The sequence below is a fragment of the Halorubrum sp. genome (assembly GCF_046498025.1).
Lineage (GTDB): Archaea > Halobacteriota > Halobacteria > Halobacteriales > Haloferacaceae > Halorubrum.
The window spans coordinates 23,687-44,737 of sequence record NZ_JAWOBM010000021.1 but is presented as its reverse complement, the minus strand read 5'-3'; the positions used below and the strand labels follow the sequence as shown (position 1 = coordinate 44,737).

Genomic DNA, 21,051 nt, shown 5'->3' with positions numbered 1-21,051 from the left:
CATGAGCCCGGAGATGCTGGCGCTGTTCGTCGGGTTCGGCCTCGTCGTCGGGGTGTTGTTCGGGTTCTTCGGCATGGGCGGGTCGTTCCTCGTCACGCCGGCGCTGTTGATGCTCGACTACGACCCGTCGGTCGCGGTCGGGAGCGGGATGGCGTTCGTCTTCGGAACGGCCGTCATCGCGACCCTGAAACACCACGACCTCGGCCAGGTCGACTACAAGCTCGGCGCGATCATGATCACGGGCACGACGATCGGGATCGAAGCCGGACGCGCGAGCGTGTACTACCTCGAATCGATCGGCCTCGCCGGCGCGCTCATCAGCGTCGCGTACGTCGTCCTCCTCGGCGGCGTCGGCGCGATGGTTACCCGCGACGCCCTGAGAGGCGACGGCGGCGGCATCGACCACGAGGCCGCGGACAAGAGCCTCGACGAGTACGAGATCCCCGAGACCGCGAAGAAGATCCAGCGGACGGTTCGGATCCCACCGATGGTCAGCCTCCGCGGCGACGTCCGCGTCTCCGCGTGGGTCATCACCGCGGTCGCCTTCGCGACCGGGCTCCTGTCCGGCTTCCTCGGCGTGGGGGGCGGGTTCATCCGCATGCCCGCGATGATCTACGCGATCGGCGTCCCGGTGCCCGTCGCCGTCGGTACGGACCTCTTCGAGATCGTCTTCTCCGGCGGTCTCGGCAGCTACCTCTACGGCCAGGGCGGCGGCGTCGACCTCGGTATCGTCGTCCCGCTGCTGTTCGGGAGCGCGCTCGGCGCCCGCGTCGGCTCCGCCGCGACCGCCGTCGTCGACGCCGACGGCATCAAGGTCTACTTCGGCGGCATGCTGCTCGTCGGGGCAATCGCGGTCGGTATCGGCGAGATCGGCTCCTACGTCGGGAGCCCTACCTTGGAGACGGCGGGGCTGGTACTCGTCATCGGCGCGGCGGTCGTCGTCGCCGCCGCGATCCTCTACACGTCGGTCGCCTCGCTCCGCTCGACGCAGAGCCGGCAGACGGCGACGACGGACTGACCGCCTCCGCTCGACGGTTGAACCGCCCCGGTCGTAGCTCGCCGACGCGCGGCTCGCGGGGCGCTGTCCCGCCGCTTCTGCGGTCGCCGGTCCGGACCGGGTCTCACAAAATTGTGTGAACCATACACAAATCTTTTATATACACGACACATAGATTCTCCTAATACGATGCCCGATTCGATGTCCGAACAACTGCAGCGGGATATGGTGTGCGAGGGCCTCCTCGAGTGTTTCCACGGGCTCAAGCAGCTCGACAAGCAAGTGTTCCGGGAGCTGGTGGAGACCGAGACGCCCCTGACCATCGACGAGATCGCGGCGGAGGTCGACCGCGAGCGGTCGACCGCGTACCGATCCGTCCAGCGGCTCCTCCAGGCCGGCTTCATCCAGAAGGAGCAGGTGAACTACGATCAGGGCGGCTACTACCACGTGTACAAGCCGACCGATCCCTCGACCATCGCCGACGACATGCAACGGATGCTCAACGACTGGTACGCGAAGATGGGACAGCTCATTCAGGAGTTCGAGGACAAGTACGAGCGCTCCGAGGCCTCGACGGCGGCCGTGGAGAGCTAACCGGCCGACCGAGCAGACTCCTTGTCATGCGGCGCGGCCGCCACGGACGCCGAGAGCGCCGCCGGTGGACCGGAGCTCGTGACGACCGCGGATTTTACCCGCTCGGGCGCGAGGTGGGAGACGAGAACACGTGACAGACGACGACCGATCACACGACATCGTCGTATGGGGCGCGACCGGCGTCGCGGGACGCTTCGTCGCCGAGTACCTGACCGAGCGATACGCGCCGACGGACCTCTCGGTCGCGCTCGGCGGGCGAGACGAGTCCCGCCTCGACGCCCTCTCGAACGACCTCGTCGACCGCCGCGAGGCGTGGGACGAGCTCCCGGTGGCGCTCGGCGACGCGACGGACCCGGCGAGCCTCCGAGAGATCGCCCGCGACACCCGCGTCGTCTGTACCACCGTCGGCCCGTACACGACGTACGGGACCCCGCTCGTCGAGGCCTGCATCGACGTCGGAACCGATTACTGCGACCTGACCGGGGAGGTCAACTGGGTGCGCGAGACGGTCGATCGGTGTCACGACGCCGCGGTCGCGGCCGAGACGAGAGTCGTCCACAGCTGCGGCTTCGACTCCGTCCCGGCCGACCTCGGCACGCTCCTCGTTCAGACGTTCGCGCTCGAAGAACACGGCGTTCCCTGCGACGCGGTCCGAATCTACCTCGAGGAGGGCAGCGGCGGCGTCAGCGGGGGGACCCTCGCCAGCGCGGCCGAGCTGTTCGAGGCCGCGTCGACCGATCCGCTCGCGAGGCAGGCGCTTCGGAACCCGTACTCGCTGGCGCCGCGCGGGGAACGGACCGGCGTCGACGAGGGGATGCAGCGGTTCCCGCGGAAGGACTCCCTCCGCGGCGAGTGGACGGCGCCGTCGCCGATGGCCGCGACCAACGAGCGGATCGTCCGACGCAGCAACGCGCTCCTCGGGTACCCGTGGGGGCGCGAGTTCCGCTGCTCGGAGGCGATTCCCACGGGACGCGGCGTGAGGGGCGCGGCCGGCGCGACGCTCGTCACCGGCGGGCTCGGGCTGTTCGCGGCCGCGATGTCGCTCGGGCCGACCCGGAACGCGCTCCGGCGGTACGCGTTTCCCGAACCCGGCGAGGGACCGACCGACGAGCAGGTCGAGAACGGGCACTTCACGGTTCGGATACTCGGGCGCGGCACCGCTCCGGGCGGTCGCTTCACCGTCGACGCGACGGTCGGCGCCGACAGGGATCCCGGGTACGGCGCGACCGCGCGAATGCTCGGCGAGGCCGCGGTGTGCCTCGTTCGCCGCGAGACCGACTCCCCGCTCGACGGCGGCGTGCTGACGCCCGCCTCCGGCATCGGCCTCCCGCTCGTGGAGCGGCTCCGCGACGTCGGCTTCACCGCGGTCGTCGGCGACGCGACGGAGGCGTCGCTCGCGGAGGACGCCTAGCGGCGCGGTCTGCACCCAGAGCACAGGGCACCCGGAACGAGGGGCACCCGACGCGGCGGTCCCGGCGGAGCGTCGAGACCACACCTGTTGCTCGTAATATAATAAAACATACTATAATCGAAAACAGACACGTTATAGACGACGCCCGAGCCAGTCCGAAGCGTAGATTACGCGTATCGTCTCCCAAATTCGACATCGCTGAGGCCGTAGTCGCGTGAATACCGGGTTCCTCGAACTCGATACTCCGGTCACAGCGGACCGTTCGGAGATCGAGGCCGACAACTAGACAGGCGTCGATCGCGTCGAGACGGAGAGAACGCCTCTGCTACCGTTTCAACCGATCACTGGCCGGTTCGCGCCGAGGCAGCCTCGACTGCGACGCCGGGTCAGATTCGAATATGTGATCCGGGGAGAGACAATTATCTCATCCTATATTTATTAGTATATAACAGAATTCCTATATGCTAGGGAAAGGACTGTCGAACCGGGTCACGTCGCGGTCCGCTCTCGCGAGTCCCGTCGGTGTCGACCGGCAGGCACGGCCCCGCGAACGCCGGTTCACCTCCCCAAAATTCTTATTACCCGTCTTCGGTGAGGTATACCTATGGAGAGGCCAAAGACAGAGTCGGTGCACGCGACCGGAACCTCGATGCGGATCCTGTCGGCCGTCGCGAATCGCGGCGAGGGGGTCTCGATCGCCGAACTAGTCGACGAGTTGGGCCTGGCCAAGAGCACGGTGTACAAGCACCTGATCACGCTCGAGGAGCACGGCCTCGTCGTCAAGCACGAAGACGGCTACCGACTCGGCCTCCGGTGTCTGGAATTCGGCGGGATCGCCCGGCAGTACGACGGCGTCTACGACGTCGCGAAGCCGGAGGTTCGCAGGCTCGCCGAGGAGACGGGCGAACTGGCCAACCTGCTGTTCGAGGAGCGGGGGCTCGGTATCTACGTGTACACCGCCCGCGGCGAACAGGCCGTCGACTTCGACGTCCACCTCGGACGGCGCGTCTACCTCCACACGACGGCGCTGGGGAAGGCGCTACTCGCGAGCCTCGCCGACGAGCGGGTCGACGAGATCCTCGACCGACACGGGCTCCCGGCTCAAACCGACGAGACGATCACGAGCCGGGACGAGCTGTTCGAGGAGATCGGTCGGATCCGCGAGGAGGGGTTCGCGTACAACGAGGAGGAGCGACTGGGCGGACTCGGATGCGTGGGAACACCGCTCGAGACCGGGAAGCGTCGGAACGCCGCGATCAGCATCATGACCCCGATCAGTCGACTGAAGTCCGATGACCGGCGTCGCGAGTACACCGAGAGCCTCAATCAGACGGCGAACGTCATCGAAGTCAACCTCGCCCACGGGCGACCGTGAGCACGCGCGCGGTGTAGGCGTGACCCCGACCGGAGTTTCGGGACGAGCTGGGACAGAATATCATTACAATAGTAGTAATGTAATGTATATCCGCGTTTTTCGCCGGTCGAGGGCCCGTCCGTCGAACGAGACGGCTCGAGGTTCGAGTATACGAAACCGTTCGTTTCCTCGATCGCGTGGCCTGCGGCCGTGTCGCGATCAGGTTTCGACTTGGAAACTCGCTGTAATCGACCGAATCACCTGATCATCTCACTTGAACTCTATCGGACGACCACCGATACTCGCGAGAAACAACCGATTTTGCAAAGAGCTCGGTGTACCGTGTTGCGTAACACCGAAAATACGGCGTTCGGAATGAGGAAACAAGTCCGTAATCGGACCGGTTCGCCACGGATCGGTCTCGGCGCGGACCGTCACGCGACGCGGTTCCGCAGCGGCTCGGCCGCCCGATACCGCTCGACGTTCTCCGTTACGAGATCGGCGATATCGAGGTGATACCGGTTGGTCGCGGACCCCTTGTGCGGCGAGATGATGACGTCCTCGAAGCCCCAGAGCGGTGAGTCCTCTGGGAGCGGTTCGGTCTCGAACACGTCCAGGCCCGCGCCGGCGATCGCCTCGCGCTCCAGCGCGTCGACGAGCGCTGCCTCGTCGACCAGCTGGCCCCGGGCGACGTTTATCAGGTAGGCGTCGTCGCGCATCGCCTCGAACTCCGCCTCGCTGATCAGTCCGTCGGTTTCGGGGGTGTGCGGCAGCGCGAGCGCGACGAAGCGCGCGTCGCCGATGGCGTCGCGGAGATCGGACGGGTCGAAGAGTTCCGACACGCCCGGGACCGGCTCGTCGGATCGCCGGATCCCGACCACGTCCATCCCGAGCGCGTCGGCGCGCTCCGCGATACCGCGGCCGATCGTGCCGAGCCCGACGACGCAGAGCCGTTCGTTCTCCACGGTGAACGGCCGCTCGTACTCCGGCGTGTACCAGTGGCGCTCGTTCTGGTGGTCGCGGTACACGTGGTGGAGCCGTGCGAGCGACAGCATGTAGCCGAGCGCGACCTCGCTGACGGTGGTGTCGTGGATCCCCGTACTGTTCGTGAGCGGGACGTCCGCCGCCTCGTAGGCCGCCGTGTCGAACTCGTCGTAGCCGGCGCGGATGCAGTGGACCCAGCCCGCGTCGAGGAACTCCGGCCGCGGTACGTACGTGGCGACGGCGTCGGTCTCGTCGTAGGTCCCGCCGTCGCCGACCAGTTCGACGTCGAGGTCGAGATCCTCGAACGCCGCGGCGAAGGCCTCGGGCGGGATAACGTTCTCGACGGACTCGTGGACGGACAGCGTATCGAGCTGCGCTCGGTGGGACATACGCGGACCGTCGTCGCAACGGAATATCAGTCCTTCGGGACCCGGCAAGATAGGGGAGCGGTCGCGGCGACGCGAATTTCGGCGAGGCCGGTGACGACGAGACCGGCTCTGACAGATACTTTTATTTAACCCCGGACCAGACGCTGAGGTATCCGACTAAATAAAAGATGAACGTTACAGAAGCCATTGCGCACGCACTGAAAGAGGAGGGTGTAGAGTACCTGTTTGGATTCCCCAGCAATCCGCTGTTCGACACGGGCGCCGCCGAGGACGCCGGGCTCCGAACGATCATTACCCGCCAGGAGCGGACGGCGGTTCACATGGCGGACGCGATCGGTCGGCTCACGTCCGGCGACGAGGTCGTCGCGTTCGCCTGTCAGCACGGGCCGGGGACGGAGAACTCCATCGGCGCCGTCGCACAGGCGTACGGCGAGTCGGCGCCGCTGGTGGCGATCCCGGCGGGCTACGACCGCGCCAAGACGGACGTCGATCCGAAATTCAACTCCCTGATCGCCTACCAGAGCGTGAGCAAGACCTGCGAGCAGCTCACGGACCCGGACGCGGTCGGGGAGACGTTCCGCCGGGCGTTCACCGCGGCGCGCAACGGCCGTCCCCGTCCCGCCGTCGTCGAGGTCCCGAAAGACGTCTTCTGGGAGGACGCGCCCGACGACTTTGAGTACACCCCCTCGAGCGCCAACCGCGCCGGCGTGGACCCCGATGCGGTCCCGGCGGTCGCGGACGCCCTCGTCGACGCGGACAACCCGGTCATCTTCGCCGGGCAGGGGGTTCACTACGCGAAGGCGTGGGACGAGCTGACGGAGCTCGCTGAGACGCTCGAAGCGCCCGTCGCCACGAGCCTGAACGCAAAGAGCGCCTTCCCCGAGAGCCACCCGCTCTCGCTCGGCGCCGGGAGCAAGAGCGAACCCGGACAGCTCGCGCACTTCCTCGACGAGTGCGACGTCCTCTTCGGCGTCGGCTGCAGCTTCACCGAGACCGCGTACGGGATCACGGTCCCCGAGGGGAAGACCGTCATCCACTCGACGCTCGATCCCACCGACATCGACAAGGACGTCGACTCGGAGCTCACGCTCGTCGGCGACGCGCAGATCGTTCTCGACGCGGTGGTCGACGCCGTCGACGAGCGCGTCGAGGAGGACCGCGGCCGCTTCGACGAGGTGGCCGAGGAGATCGCGGCGGTCAAATCCGACTGGCTCGACGAGTGGGAGCCGAAGCTCACGTCAGACGAGACGCCGATCAACCCCTACCGGGTGATCCACGAGATCACGAACGTCGTCGACCCCGACGAGACGATCATCACGGCCGACGCCGGAAACCCGCGGGACTTCCTCGCCCCGTTCTACGAGACGGACGAACCCCTCTCGTACATCGGCTGGGGGAAGACGACGCAGCTCGGCTACGGGCTCGGCCTCGCGATCGGCGCGAAGGTCCGCTTCCCGGAGAAGCTCTGTATCAACATCATGGGCGACGGCGCCATCGGGATGACGGGGCTCGACTTCGAGACGGCGGCCCGCGAGGACGCCCCGATCCTCACCATCCACCTGAACAACTACGAGATGGCGTCGTACGACACGCCGTTCGGCGGCGACTTCGCGGACGTCGGCGAGGCCCTCGGCGGCTACGGGGAGCGCGTCGAGGACCCCGAGGAGGTCGCGCCCGCGCTCGAACGCGCCGTCGAGAAGACCGAGGAGGGGACGCCGGCCCTGCTGGAGATCATCACTGCCAAGGAGACCGAGCTCTCCCGGCCCGACCTCGACTGAGCGGAAGCGGGCCGGAGAACGCGTCTGTCGGGGCCGTCCGAGATGCTCGGACGGGTCGGCCGTCGGCCGCGTTCCGGGCGGGCGAGGCGGCGCTCCGTCCACCGAACGGCTCCGCGACTCGGATCGCCCGAGCGAGTGCTCATCGGAGGCGTCGCACGGCGAGGTCCCACGACGCCGCCGCACCGCCCGATCCCGGACGCTCGTATCGGGTCCCGTCGCTGCGGCCAGGCGGTTTCACCGACGCGGGAAGTCGGGCGAGACGAGGCGCTGCCCATAAGTATTTATGCGGTTCGCGTGATCGTTCGGTATGACACTGGAAGACGACTCCTTGGAGTATCACCGGGCCGATCCGCCCGGGAAGATCGAGATCGCGACGACGAAGCCGACGAACACGCAGCGCGACCTCTCGCTGGCCTACTCGCCCGGCGTGGCGGGACCGTGCCGCGAGATCGCCGAGGACCCCGAGAAGGCGTACGACTACACGGCGAAGGGGAACCTCGTCGGGGTGGTCTCGAACGGCTCGGCGGTCCTCGGGCTGGGCAACATCGGCGCCACGGCATCGAAACCGGTCATGGAGGGGAAGGGCGTGCTGTTCAAGCGGTTCGCGGACGTCGACGTGTTCGACGTCGAGCTCGACATCTCGGAGGTCGACCCCTTCTGTGAGGCGGTCGCCGCGATGGAGCCGACCTTCGGCGGGATCAACCTCGAAGACATCAAAGCGCCGGAGTGCTTCGAGATCGAGAACCGACTCCAGGACGAGATGGACATCCCCGTGTTCCACGACGACCAACACGGCACCGCCATCATCAACGGCTCCGGACTCATCAACGCCGCCGACATCGTCGACAAGGACCTCGGCGACATGAAAGTCGTGTTCTCGGGGGCCGGCGCGTCGGCGCTCGCGACCGCGCACTTCTACGTCTCGCTGGGAGTCGAGCGGGACAACATCACGCTCTGTGACTCGACGGGGATCATCACGCGGGAGCGCGCCGAGGCGGGCGACATCAACGAGTACAAACAGGAGTTCGCCCGAGACGTCGCGGACGGCGACCTCGCGGACGCGATGGAGGGAGCGGACGTGCTCGTCGGCCTCTCGGCCGGCGGAATTGTCTCGCCGGAGATGGTGCGGTCGATGGCCAACAACCCGATCATCTTCGCGATGGCGAACCCGACCCCGGAGATCGGCTACGAGGAGGGGAAGAACGCCCGCGACGACACGGTAATCATGGCGACGGGCCGGTCTGACTACCCGAATCAGGTGAACAACGTGCTCGGCTTCCCGTTCATCTTCCGCGGCGCGCTCGACGTGCGGGCCTCGGAGATCAACGAGGAGATGAAGGTCGCCTGCGCGGAGGCGCTCGCCGAGCTGGCGCGGAAGGACGTCCCGGACGCCGTCGTGAAGGCGTACGGCGATCAGCCGCTGCAGTTCGGGCCGGAGTACATCCTCCCGAAGCCGGTCGACCCGCGCGTGCTGTTCGAGGTCGCTCCGGCGGTCGCGAAGGCGGCCATGGAGTCCGGCGCGGCGCGCGACGACGTCGACCTCGAGGAGTACCGGAACGACTTGGAGGCACGCGTCGGGAAGTCCCGTGAGATGATGCGGATCGTCGTCAACAAGGCGAAACAGGAGCCCAAGCGCATCGCGCTCGCCGAAGGGGAAGACGAGAAGATGATCCGCGCGGCGTACCAGCTCGCCGAGGAGGGGATCGCCGAGCCAGTGCTGCTCGGTAACGCCGACGCGATCGCGGGGACCGTCGACGACCTCGGTCTCGACTTCGAAGCGACCGTCGTCGACCCGACGACGGGGGAGTACGACGAGTACGCGGATCGCCTCCACGAGCTCCGCAAGCGGAAGGGTATCACGCGCAACGAGGCGGGCGACCTGATCCGCAACAGTACGGACTACCTCGGCAGCGTGATGGTCGACCAGGGCGACGCCGACGCCATGCTGACGGGGCTGACCCACCACTATCCCTCGGCGCTCCGACCGCCGCTGCAGGTCATCGGGACCGCGGACGACGCCGAGTACGTCTCCGGCGTCTACATGCTGACGATCGGGAACCGGGTCGTGTTCTTCGCCGACGTCACGGTCAACCGCGAGACCGACGCCGACGTCCTCGCGGAGACGACGCGGCACACCGCGGAGTTAGCGCGGCAATTCAACGTGGATCCGCGGGCGGCGCTGCTGTCGTACTCCAACTTCGGGAGCGTCGACGCCGAGACGACGCGCGCGCCGCGAGAGGCGGCCGCCATGCTCCGCGACGACCCGGACGTCGACTTCCCCGTCGACGGGGAGATGCAGGCCGACACCGCGCTCGTCGAGGAGATGCTCACGGACACCTACGAGTTCTCCGAGCTCGACGAGGCCGCCAACGTCCTCGTGTTTCCGAACTTGGAGTCGGGGAACATCGGGTACAAGCTTCTCCAGCGGCTGGGCGACGCCGACGCCATCGGGCCGATGCTCGTCGGCATGGACAAGCCGGTCCACGTGCTGCAGCGGGGCGACGAGGTGAAAGACATCGTGAACCTCGCGAGCGTCGCCGTCGTCGACGCCCAGGAGCGCGACTAACCCGCCCGGCGGGGTCCGCTCGCGCGGTTGGGTCTCCGACGCGTTCCGTCGCGACCCGTCAACGCGTTCCGTCGCGACCCGTCAACGCGTTCCGTCGCGACCGCCCTACCGTGTGGACGCGTAACATTCATCAGTACGCCACGCTGAATCATTCCAACCAGCCGAATACAGATGGGATCCAAGAACACAGCACCCGACCCGTCCACCGATCCGAGGGCGAACTACGACTACCAGAGCGAACCGTCGCAGGACTCGGCGCTCGTGGCCGACCTCGACGCGCTCGTCGACGGCGACGTGCGCTTCGACGAGTACTCCAAGCAGATGTACGCGACCGACGCCAGCGCGTACGAGGTGACGCCGATCGGGGTCGTCTACCCGACGTCGACCGCCGACGTCGCCGCGGCGATGGCGTACTGCGCCGAGGAGGGAATTCCGGCGCTGCCCCGCGGCGGGGGGACGAGCCTCGCCGGCCAGGCGGTGAACGAGGCGGTCGTCTTGGATTTCACGCGGTACATGACCGACATCGTCGACGTCGACCCCGAGAGCGAGCGGGTCCGGGCCCGGACCGGGATCACCCTCGGCGAGCTCAACCGCGTCCTGGAACCGCACGGCCTGAAGTTCGCGCCCGATCCGTCGACCGCCGACCGGAGCGCGCTCGGCGGCGCCATCGGAAACAACACGACCGGGGCGCACTCCCTGAAGTACGGGAAGACGGACGCGTACGTGGAGGAGGTCGAGGCGGTGCTGGCCGACGGGAGCGTCGAGACGTTCGGCGAGATCGCGGTCGCCGAGCTGCGCGCGGCGGCCGACCCCGACGGGGATCTCCTCGAGCGGATCTACGCGGAGGTCGTCCGGATCATCGACGAGGAGGCCGACGAGGTCGAAGAGCGGTTCCCCGACCTGAAACGGAACGTGTCGGGGTACAACCTCGACGTGCTGGTCGAGGAGGCCGAGACGGGGACGGTCAACCTCGCGCGCCTGCTCGTGGGAAGCGAGGGGACCCTCGCCATCGTCACCGAGGCGGAGGTGAGCCTCGAACCGATCCCGGAGACGAAGGGAGTCGCGCTGCTCACGTACCACGACCTGCTCGACGCGATGGAGGACGTCGGCCCGATCCTCGAACACGACGCGGCGGCGGTCGAGGTGCTCGACGGCGTCCTCGTCGAACTGGCGCGCGACCTCGAGGATTTCAAGGACGTCATCGGGCTGTTGCCCGACGAGACGGACTCGTTCCTGCTGATCGAGTTCTACGCCGACGACGAGGAGTCGGCCAAGCGGCGGGTCGACGACCTCCTCGAGGACCGGGTCGGCGACCTGGCGTTCGACGGAATGGCGGCGTACGACGAGGAGACCCAGAAGAAGTTCTGGAAGATGCGGAAGGCGTCGACGCCGATCCTGCTGTCGCGGACGGGCGACGAGAAGCACATCGCCTTCATCGAGGACCTCGCGATCCCGCCGGAGCACCTGCCGGAGTACACCAAGGAGTTCAAACAGATCTTCGAGGACCACGACACCTTCGGGAGCTTCTACGCGCACGCCGGCCCCGGCTGCATGCACGTCAGGCCACTCATCAACACGAAGACCGCCGAGGGGACCGAGACGATGGTGTCCATCTCGGACGCCGCCACGGACCTCGCGGTGAAGTACGGCGGGTCGGTCTCCGGCGAGCACGGCGACGGGCGCGCCCGGACCCAGTGGAACCGGAAGCTGTACGGCGATCGCCTCTGGAACGTCTTCCAGGACCTGAAGACCGCCTTCGACCCGGACTGGCTGCTCAACCCCGGCAGCGTCTGCGGGGACTTCGACATGAGCGAGCACCTCCGGTTCGGAGAGGAGTACGAGTTCGACGCGGGCTTCGAACCGGCCCTGGAGTGGGAGAACGAGAACGGGTTCCAGGGGATGGCCGAGCTCTGTCACGGCTGCGGCGGGTGTCGCACCAGCCAGGAGGGGACGGGCGGCGTGATGTGCCCGACCTACCGGGCGTCACAGGAAGAGATCACCAGCACGCGGGGCCGGGCGAACCTGCTCAGGCAGGCGATGAGCGGTGACCTCCCCGAGGGCGAGCAGTTCGACACGGAGTTCATGCGCGAGGTGCTCGACCTGTGTATCGGCTGTAAGGGCTGTGCGATCGACTGCCCCAGCGAGGTCGACATGGCGAAGATGAAGGTGGAGGTCGAACACGCCCACCACGAGGAGCACGGCGCGGACCTCCGGTCGAAGCTGTTCGCGAACGTCGACGCGCTCTCGAAGGTGGGGAGCGCGACGGCGCCGCTGTCGAACCTCGGCACCAAGGTCCCCGGCGCGCGCCTCGCCATGGAGAAGACGCTCGGCATCGCCCGCGAGCGCTCGCTCCCGACGTTCCACCGCGAGACGTTCGTGGACTGGTGGGGGGACCGCGGCGGGTCGGCGGTGAGCGAGGCGGCCGCGGACCGCCGCGTCGTGCTGGTGCCCGACACGGTCACGAACTACAACAACCCGGACGCCGGGAAGGCGGCGGTCAGGGTGCTCGAAGCGGCGGGGGTCCACGTGACCGTCGCGGAGGAGATCACCGACAGCGGGCGTCCGGCGCACTCGAAGGGGCTCCTCGGGAAGGCCCGCGAGACGGCCGAGTCCAACGTCGCGGCGCTGGCACCCCACGTGGACGACGGGCGCGACCTCGTCGTCGTCGAGCCGTCCGACGCGGTCATGTACCAGTCCGACTACCTCGACCTGCTGTCGTCGGACGCCGCGGTCCGCGTGTCCGAGAACGCCTACGGCGTGTTGGAGTACCTCGACACCTACCGGCTCGACGAGGCGCTCGACGCCGACGGCGGCGCGGAGCGGCTCACGTACCACGGGCACTGTCACCAGAAGTCCGTGAAGAAGGACCACCACGCTGTCGGCGTGCTCCGGCGGACGGGGTTCCGGGTCGACCCGCTCGACACCAGCTGCTGCGGGATGGCGGGGACGTTCGGCTACGAGTCGGAGCACTACTCGATGAGCCAGGCCATCGGCTCGATGCTGTTCGACCGGATCGACGACAGCGACGGCGACGCGGTCGTCGCACCCGGTGCGTCCTGCCGGACCCAGATCGGCGACGAGTACGACGAGAAGCCGCCGCACCCGATCGAGAAGATCGCCGACGCGCTGGCGTAGGGCGCGGCGGCCTACAGGTGTCGTTCGCTATTTAAATAGCAGCGAGCGACGGCGACCTTTTATAAATGAACGAGGCGGTGGCGCGTGCCTCCGAGCGGCCGGTCGGCCGCGAGGAGCACGCGCGAGGGACGCGGCGACCGTAGGGAGCCGCGAGGCTGGGGAGGTGTGAGGTTGCGGTGCGGGGTGGGGCTCAAAGGGGCAGCCGCGAGGGCGAAGCACGACGACGCAAGCACTGCAGGGAGCGAACGGAGTGAGCGACCGAAGCGCGCAGCGAGTCGCGCGAGTCCTCGCGGCTGGGGCTTTGTGGGTCCCCTCCGTGTTACTGCAGACAACGACGTACAGCCGAGCGGCAGCGAGGCGCGAAGCGCCTCTGGCAGCCGGCGGCGACTGCGGCTTTGGAGGAGTTCACCGTCGATACCCGATCAACCACTTATAAACAAACGCGACGAGAAATCGACGTTTCGTCCTAGTCGCCGAACGCGCCGTCCTCGCGCCACTCGTCGAGCGTCGTCTGATCGCCGACGAGCTCGCCGAACACGGACTCCGTGTGCTCGCCCAGCCGGGGCGCGGGCGACCGGACGACGTCGTCGTGCTCGGGGAAGTTGATCGGGTGGCCCGGGAGCAGGCACTCGCCCCAATCGGGGTCGTCGTGTTCGACGACGAGGTCGCGGGCTCGCGTCTGGTCGTAGTTGACGACATCCTCGACGTCGTTTATCGGCCCGCAGGGGAAGCCGTAGTCGATGAGGCGGTCGAGCCAGTACTCCGTCGGCTCCGTCGCGAACTCCTCCTCGATGATCCCGACGACGGTGTCGGCGTGCTCGTACCGGTCGTCGTTCGTCGGGTACTCCGCCAGCTCCTCGCGGCCGACCAGCTCGACGAAGTCGTCCCACCGGTCGTCGCTCGGGACGCCGGTGACGAGGGCGCCGTCGGCGGTCTCGAACCGCTGGTACGGAACGAGCGTCTGGTGGGACGTCCCCTGCGGCCCCGGCACCGATCCGTCCATCGAGTACGAGGTGAGGTACTCGTTCAGCAGTGTCACGATGGAGTCGAACAGCCCGACGTCGAACTTCCCGTTGAACGACTCGCCGTCGCCGGCCTCCGGGCCCTCCCGCTCGTAGAGCCGGGCGAGGATCCCGATCGCGGCGAACATGCCGGTCGTGAGGTCGCCGATGGCCTGCCCGACCTTCACCGGCTCGCCGCCCTCGGGCCCGGTGACGCTCATGATCCCGCCCTCCGCCTGGAGGATGAGGTCGAGGCCGGCCTGTTTCTTCCGGGGGCCGGTCTCGCCGTACCCCTTGATGCTGGCGTAGACGATCGCCGGGTTCCGGTCGCGGACGGCCTCGTAGCCGACGCCCAGCTTGTCGGTGACGCCGTAGCCGAAGTTCTCGACGAACACGTCGGCCGCCTCCAGCAGCGACAGCGCCGCCTCGGTACCGGCGTCGGACTTGAGATCGAGCGTGACGGAGCGTTTGTTCCGGTTGTTCGCCATGAAGTAGCCGGACTTCCCGTCCGGACCGATCCCCTGGTGGCGAGCGGGGTCACCGGCGCCGGGCCGCTCGATCTTCACGACGTCGGCGCCCATGTCGGCGAGGAGCGCGCCGCAGAACGGTCCCGCCCGGTGGCCGGTCATCTCCACGACGGTCAGTCCGGCGAGCGGTCCTCCGGTCATGCGTCGTTGAACTTGTCGACGAGCCGCTCGCGTTCGTCGGTCGCGAACTGTTCCCACCAGAGTTCGGCCTCGAACGAGCGGTTCTCCTCGGCGCTCTGCGCGTCGACCGCGTGGTTGAGCGCGCGCTTGGAGTTCTTCACCGCGGACCGGCCCGTCGCTTGGATCGCCTCGACGATCTCATCGACCGTCTCGTCGAGCTCGTCGCGCGGGACGGCGTGGTTGACGAGCCCGATCCGTTCCGCCTCGTCCGCCTCGATCATTCCGGCGGTGTAGACGAGCTCCTTCGCCTTCGCCTCGCCGACGAGTTCGATCGCCCGCCACGTGGAGTTCCCGGTCGGGATCTGGCCGATGTCCGTCACGGGAACGCCGAACTTCGCGTCGTCCACCGCGATCCGCATGTCGCAAAACATCGCGAAGATGAGGCCGCCGCCCACGCAGTACCCGTTGATCTTCGCGATGACGGGCGCGTGGCACTCGAAGGGCTTGCGGTACATCTCGTAGAACAGCTCCTGGCGGTCCTTCTGTCGCGGGTCGTGGTCCTCGGCGGCGCCCGCGTACTGCGAGATGTCGGCGCCCGCCGAGAAGGCGTCGTCGCCCTCGCCCGTGATCACGACCGCGTCGACGGAGCGGTCGAGCTGGATCTCGTCGAACGCCCGGAGGATGTCGAGCATCACCGTGTCGTTGAGCGCGTTGTACACCTCGGGCCTGTGGAACTCGATGACCGCGACGCCGTCTGTGACGTCGACGGAGATACTGTCGTACGCTGTCTCACCTACCATGGCTCAACCTCGCGTGCAGGTCTCAAAAGTATTGTGAGTGGGGGAGGCGTCCGACTGGAAGCGCGCCGATACGCGGGAGCGAGCGCGTCACCCGTGGAGAGGCAAGGGGTGCCACGTACCAAAGAGTTTACTTAGCGTGAGTGAATTCCGAAACCATGTCCTACGAGATAGCGACCATACCGGGCGACGGTATCGGCCCGGAAGTCGTCGACGAAACGCTCCCGCTGCTTCACGAGGCGGCGTCCCGCCACGGCGTCGACGTCGAGTTCACGGAGTACGGCTGGGGAACGGAGCGGTACCTGGAGACGGGCGAGATGATGCCGGACGACGCGCTCGATCAGATCGTCGACGCGGACTCGATCCTCCTCGGCGCGGTCGGTCATCCCGACGTCCCGGACCACATCACGCTCCACGGGCTCCTGTTGCCGATCCGGAAGGGGTTCAACCAGCAGGTGTGCAAGCGCCCGTCGATACTCTTCGAGGGCGTCGAGAGCCCGCTCCGGGGATACGAAGGCGGGGACATCGACTTCGTCGTGTACCGAGAGAACACGGAGGGGGAGTACTCCGACGCCGGGGGCCGCGTGCACGAGGGGTTCGACCACGAGGTGGCGATCCAGAGCGCGGTGTTCACCCGAGAGGGGACGGAGACGATCGTGCGGGCGGCGTTCGAGGCGGCGACGGAGCGCGAGGGGCACCTGACGAGCATCACGAAGTCCAACGCGCAGGCGTTCAGCATGACGTTCTGGGACGACGTCGTCGAGGACGTCGCGACCGAGTACCCGGGCGTCGAGGTCGAGTCGCTGCTCATCGACGCCGGGAGCATGGACCTCGTCCGCAGGCCGGAGGAGTTCGACGTGCTGGTCGCGTCGAACCTGTTCGGCGACATCCTCACCGACATCGGCGCCATCGTCAGCGGCAGCATGGGGCTCGCGCCGTCGGGCAATATCAACGTCGACGGCGAGTACCCGTCGATGTTCGAGCCCGTACACGGGAGCGCCCCGGACATCGTCGGGCGGGGCGTCGCGAACCCGATGGCCACCGTGCTCTCGGGCGCGATGCTGTTCGACGATCTCGGGGAGTCGGCCGTCTCCGACACCCTCTGGAGCGCGGTCCGAGCGGTGCTCGCCGACGCCGACGACGACTCGGTGACACCGGACCTCGGCGGATCGGCGTCGACGGGGGAGGTCGTCGCGGCGATCGAGGAACGGCTCTGATCGGCGTATTCAGCATTATCGAGGTGGAGCCTCCGGCCTCAAGGACCGAGGCACGTAGCGCCGAGGGAGTAGGGTGGGGTAGTTTACTCGGTTCGAAGCCCGACGACCGGCACGTCGGAGTAGAGCATCACCGACTGAACGACGCTCCCGAACAGCGCCTTCCCGACCGGCGACCGCTTTCGGCCGGCGATGACGAGGTACCTCGCGTCGTTGGACTCGGCGTAGTCGCTGATCTCGTCGGCCGGTTCGCCGAGCAGCCCCACCGGGATCGCGTCGTCGACGTCCGACTCGTCGATCACTTCCTGCGCGATGTCCTCCGCGATCTGCAGGATGTCGGCGGTCGGGATCGACTTGCCGGTGTCGCTCACGCTGGTTCGCTCGAGGTCGACGAACTCCGAGCGGCTCAACACGTGGACGACGTGAACTGGCTCGTCGAACGCCTCTCCGAGCTCGCTCGCTTCTTCGATGATATCCCGCGCTCTCTCCGACCGGTCGACGGCTGCCACAATTACCATACCGTTCGTAGTCGACCCCGGCATATAAAAGATCCCTCCCGGCCACTGAAGGGGGATGTACACCCGAGAGAGGGGGGTTCGGCACGTCGGGCGAACGACGCGAAAACCGCCAGTGGCCGAGCAGTCGCCGTCCCCCCGGTGAGGCCCTCACCGACGGAGAACCCCGACTCCGCGTCGGAGGACGAGGAGTTTGATAGAAACATTTATGATATTGCCACTTAATATCACGGACGGACACGGTAAAGGCCAACCCCAGAACGCCGATCCGGGCGAAAAATCCAGCTGAGCCGACCAACGTGACAACATGACTGACGAAACACCAACCGATTCGGTCGAATCGATATCGAACACCAAGCGACGGCGCTTGCTGCAGGCCATCGGCGCAACCTCCGCCATTTCGCTGGCCGGTTGTGCCGGCGACGGCGGCGACGGTGACGACGGCGGCGACGGTGACGACGGCGGCGACGGATGGTCTCCCGAGGGAACGGTCCGGTACATCGTCCCGTACGACGAGGGCGGCGGAACCGACACGTACGCACGCGGGATCCAAGAGGGATTCCAGGAAGAGCTCGGCGAATCGCTGCAGATCGACAACATTCCCGGCTCCGGCGGTCTGAACGGTCTCGGGGAGCTGTATCGCTCGGAGCCCGACGGGCAGACCATCGCGGGCAACGCCGGGCCGCTCGAAGTCGCCCCGCAGCTGCTCAACGAGCCGGACTTCGACATCCGAGACCTCACCGGGCTCGGCGTGGTCGGACAGTCGACGTGGTGTCTCGTCGTCAACGAGGAGTACGAAGGCGAGGTCGAGACGTTCGACGACGTCCTCGAGAAGTACGATAGCGGCGAGTGGGAGAACATCGGCGTCCAGTCGTCCGGAAGCTCCCAAGACATCATCGTCCTGCTGTACAAGTACGAGTACGAGGACGAGGTCGGCTGGAACTGGCAGAGCCGCGTGCAGTACACCGGGACGGGCCCGGTGGCGCAGGCGGTCGCCAGCGGCGAGGTCCCGTGTGGTATCGGGACCGACGCGGGAACGCAGTCCGTCGTCGACACCGGCCGGATCTACCCCGTGGTGACGTTCTTCGGGCCCGGTACCGGAGTCTACCCGGACATCGATTCGGTCACGGACCTCGACTACCCGGAGATCGACTTCGTCGGCGGCGTCTGGCGTGGCATCTACGCCCCGCCAGACGCGGATCAAGAGATCGTCGACTTCTACGCCGACGTGCTGGAACGCACCACCGAGAACGAGTCCGTGCAGGAGTGGAGCGACGAGACGGGGAACCCGGTCGTGTGGGAAGGACCAGAGGTCGCCGAGGAGAACTTCGAGGACGCCTTCACGCAGTTCGAAGAACTCGAGATCCTCGAACTCGTCAACGAAAACCAGCCCTGAACCGATCGCGACCCGATCGGTCCGTCGTACTTAATTTATTTATACTTGGAGTGCGCCGCATGAGACAAGACTGTCATGGTAAATTACTCAAAACGAGTTGAAGCAATCACAGCGGAACACGTGCTGCTCGTAACGCTGCTCGGGCTGTCGATAGTGTTCTACGTCGACCCGATACTCAAAGACTACCCGGAGAACGCGGCGATCTTCCCGCAGCTGATGGCACAGGTCGTCGGGATCGGATCGTTCCTCCTTCTCATACAGAACTACCTCCCGGGACCGCTTCGGAAGTTCGTCGCCGAGGAAGTGAGTATGACGGGGAGCTTCGAAGAGAGCCGCACCGAGGGCATCGGCGCCATCGAGGGCGCCAAAGAGGAGGAAGACTCCACGGACGTCGAGGACACCGACATCGACGAGAGGTACGTCGATACCGACGACGACGACACCGACGATGTCGCTGTGAAAGACCTCCCGCTGCATCAGAAGTGGGGCATCGACATCAACAACACGGTGATAATGATCGTCTTCTCGAGCGTCTACTTCGCGCTCGGGTGGGCGGTCGGCTTCCTCTACGTGACCCCGTTTTTCGTCTTCGTGTACACCACGTGGTTCAGAGTGAACCTCCTCAAGGGAGCGTTCCTCGCCGCGCTCGCGACGGTCATCGTGTACGGGTTCGTCGTCTTCCTGCTCATGCCGTTCGATCAGGGAGCGTTGGTGTTCACGGGGGGGCTCTGAATGGCGGTCGGAAGCCTCGTCGAGGGCATACAGATCGCGGTGAGCTGGCCGGTCATCGGCTGGATGGCCGCCGGCCTCCTCGCCGGGATCGTCCTCGGGGCGCTGCCCGGGATCGGATCGCCAGTCGGCATGGCGATCGTCCTCCCGCTCACCGTCCCGCTCGACCCGACGCCCGCGCTCATCCTCCTGATCTCCATCTACAGCGGCGCGATGTTCGGCGGGAGCATCTCGGCGATCCTGTTGAACGCGCCCGGGACCGAGTCGGCGGCCGCGACGACGCTCGACGGCTATCCGATGGCGAAGAAGGGGCTCGCGAAGAACGCGCTCGCGATCGCGACGACGTCCTCCGCGTTGAACGGATTCGTCGCCGCGATCCTGTTGATCCTCATCTCGCCGGTCCTCATCGAGGTCGTCCTCCTGTTCGGATCGGTTGAGTACTTCCTCCTCGCGATCCTCGGCATCTCGCTCATCACGATCGTCGCGGACGGGTCCATCCTGAAGGGGATCGTGGCGGGCGCGTTCGGCTTCATGGTCTCGACGATGGGCATCGCCATCATGGCGCCGACGCCGCGGTACGCGTTCGGTCAGCTCGCGCTGTACGACGGGCTCAACTTCGTCGCCGCCCTGATCGGGATGTTCGCCTTCGCGGAGATGATGAAGCTCGCGGTCCAGACGCAGATCGCCGAGGACGCGGTCGGCATCACGGGCAGCATCGTCGACGGGATCAAGACGGTGTTCAAGTACCCGAAGGCGATGTTCAAGGCGGGCGTGATCGGCATGCTGATCGGCGCCGTCCCCGGGTCCGGCGCGACGACGTCGACGTTCGTCGCGTACGCGGAGGAGGCGCGCTCGTCGGCCGCCGACGGGATCTTCGGCGAGGGCGACCCGCGGGGGATCATCGCCCCGGAGGGGGCGAACAACCCGACCGTCAGCGGGTCGCTGGTCCCGACGCTCTCGTTCGGGATTCCGGGCAGCGGTTCGACGGCGGTGTTCCTCGGCGGGATCCTGATGCACGGGCTCCAGCCCGGCCCGGGGCTGTTCGGCGATCAGCTCCACATCACGTACGCGCTGTTCGTCTCGGTGTTCCTCGGGAACATCATCATCCTCGGCGTCGGGTACACGATCATCCCGTACGCGAGCGCGATCACGAAGCTGGACACGGACGTCATCATCCCGATGGTCATCGTCCTCTCCTTTATCGGAGCGTTCAGCCTCAGGCGGAGCTGGTTCGACGCCTTCGGCGTGCTGGCGCTCGGCATCCTCGGGTACTACATGGTGAAGTACAACTACTCGGTGATAGCGTTCGTCCTCGGAATCGTTCTGGGGCCGATAGCCGAGGAGAACTTCTTCCGCGCGCTCCAGCTTTCGGGCGGTGGGTACGGCATCTTCGTGTCGCCGAGCCGGCCGCTGTCGCTCGGGATTTCCATCCTGATCATCCTGGCGCTGGTCGGACCGTTCCTCGGGCCGTATATACGGGAGGTGGTGGATAGCCGCCGGTAGCACGTCGCCGGCCTCTCCGGCACGGCGGATCGCTTCGGCAC

15 protein-coding genes are annotated in these 21,051 nt (G+C 66.9%); 11 read left to right on the top strand and 4 right to left on the bottom strand.

Going from position 1 to position 21,051, the window contains the following annotated elements; all coding sequences use genetic code 11:
- Window positions 1-13 precede the first annotated feature (13 nt).
- The 4 genes from R6U01_RS05460 (at window position 14) to R6U01_RS05445 (ending at window position 4,377) form a co-directional block, all read left to right on the top strand.
- Entirely contained in the window at window positions 14-1,018 is a 1,005-nt protein-coding gene (locus tag R6U01_RS05460; RefSeq protein WP_410285497.1) for a sulfite exporter TauE/SafE family protein, read from the top strand.
- Between the two features lie 168 nt (window positions 1,019-1,186).
- Entirely contained in the window at window positions 1,187-1,591 is a 405-nt protein-coding gene (locus tag R6U01_RS05455; protein WP_410285447.1) for a helix-turn-helix domain-containing protein, read from the top strand.
- 130 nt (window positions 1,592-1,721) lie between these two features.
- Entirely contained in the window at window positions 1,722-3,002 is a 1,281-nt protein-coding gene (locus R6U01_RS05450; RefSeq protein ID WP_410285446.1) for a saccharopine dehydrogenase family protein, read from the top strand.
- Between the two features lie 604 nt (window positions 3,003-3,606).
- A complete protein-coding gene (locus tag R6U01_RS05445; protein WP_410285445.1) occupies window positions 3,607-4,377 on the top strand; it encodes an IclR family transcriptional regulator in 771 nt (256 codons plus the stop codon).
- A 413-nt stretch (window positions 4,378-4,790) separates the two neighbouring features.
- Here R6U01_RS05445 and ddh read toward each other — a convergent pair whose 3' ends face one another.
- Window positions 4,791-5,729 (bottom strand): D-2-hydroxyacid dehydrogenase, encoded by a 939-nt coding sequence (ddh, locus tag R6U01_RS05440; protein WP_410285444.1) that lies wholly within the window; start codon window positions 5,727-5,729, stop codon window positions 4,791-4,793.
- A 167-nt stretch (window positions 5,730-5,896) separates the two neighbouring features.
- On the opposite strand from ddh, the gene R6U01_RS05435 reads away from it, so the two are divergent.
- From R6U01_RS05435 to R6U01_RS05425, 3 genes are all read left to right on the top strand, one after another.
- Entirely contained in the window at window positions 5,897-7,507 is a 1,611-nt protein-coding gene (locus R6U01_RS05435; RefSeq protein ID WP_410285443.1) for a thiamine pyrophosphate-requiring protein, read from the top strand.
- Window positions 7,508-7,814: 307 nt separating this feature from the next.
- On the top strand, window positions 7,815-10,073 hold the full coding sequence (locus R6U01_RS05430) for an NADP-dependent malic enzyme (RefSeq protein ID WP_410285442.1): 2,259 nt from the start codon (window positions 7,815-7,817) through the stop codon (window positions 10,071-10,073).
- A 171-nt stretch (window positions 10,074-10,244) separates the two neighbouring features.
- Window positions 10,245-13,208 carry an FAD-binding and (Fe-S)-binding domain-containing protein gene (locus tag R6U01_RS05425; protein WP_410285441.1) on the top strand — a complete coding sequence of 988 codons (2,964 nt, stop codon included), beginning with the start codon at window positions 10,245-10,247 and terminating at the stop codon, window positions 13,206-13,208.
- A gap of 466 nt (window positions 13,209-13,674) precedes the next feature.
- On the opposite strand, the gene R6U01_RS05420 is transcribed toward R6U01_RS05425, so the two are convergent.
- Both R6U01_RS05420 and R6U01_RS05415 read right to left on the bottom strand, forming a co-directional pair.
- A complete protein-coding gene (locus tag R6U01_RS05420) occupies window positions 13,675-14,877 on the bottom strand; it encodes a CaiB/BaiF CoA transferase family protein (RefSeq protein ID WP_410285440.1) in 1,203 nt (400 codons plus the stop codon).
- Window positions 14,874-15,656, bottom strand: a complete 783-nt coding sequence (locus R6U01_RS05415; protein ID WP_410285439.1) for an enoyl-CoA hydratase/isomerase family protein — start codon at window positions 15,654-15,656, stop codon at window positions 14,874-14,876. Before R6U01_RS05415 ends, R6U01_RS05420 begins: the two co-directional genes overlap by 4 nt.
- 155 nt (window positions 15,657-15,811) lie before the next feature.
- Here R6U01_RS05415 and R6U01_RS05410 point away from each other — a divergent pair, with 155 nt between their 5' ends.
- Window positions 15,812-16,870: an isocitrate/isopropylmalate dehydrogenase family protein gene (locus R6U01_RS05410; RefSeq protein ID WP_410285438.1), complete on the top strand. Its 1,059-nt coding sequence runs from the start codon at window positions 15,812-15,814 to the stop codon at window positions 16,868-16,870.
- Between the two features lie 83 nt (window positions 16,871-16,953).
- Here the strand turns inward: R6U01_RS05410 and R6U01_RS05405 are convergent, their stop codons facing one another.
- Window positions 16,954-17,385, bottom strand: coding sequence for a universal stress protein (locus R6U01_RS05405; protein WP_410285437.1), 432 nt, complete (start codon window positions 17,383-17,385; stop codon window positions 16,954-16,956).
- A gap of 304 nt (window positions 17,386-17,689) precedes the next feature.
- Between R6U01_RS05405 and R6U01_RS05400 the strand changes: the two genes are divergently transcribed.
- The 3 genes from R6U01_RS05400 (at window position 17,690) to R6U01_RS05390 (ending at window position 21,010) form a co-directional block, all read left to right on the top strand.
- A complete protein-coding gene (locus tag R6U01_RS05400) occupies window positions 17,690-18,778 on the top strand; it encodes a Bug family tripartite tricarboxylate transporter substrate binding protein (protein ID WP_410285436.1) in 1,089 nt (362 codons plus the stop codon).
- Between the two features lie 120 nt (window positions 18,779-18,898).
- Window positions 18,899-19,510: a hypothetical protein gene (locus tag R6U01_RS05395; protein ID WP_410285435.1), complete on the top strand. Its 612-nt coding sequence runs from the start codon at window positions 18,899-18,901 to the stop codon at window positions 19,508-19,510.
- Window positions 19,511-21,010 (top strand): tripartite tricarboxylate transporter permease, encoded by a 1,500-nt coding sequence (locus R6U01_RS05390; RefSeq protein ID WP_410285434.1) that lies wholly within the window; start codon window positions 19,511-19,513, stop codon window positions 21,008-21,010.
- The last annotated feature ends 41 nt before the right edge of the window (window positions 21,011-21,051 follow it).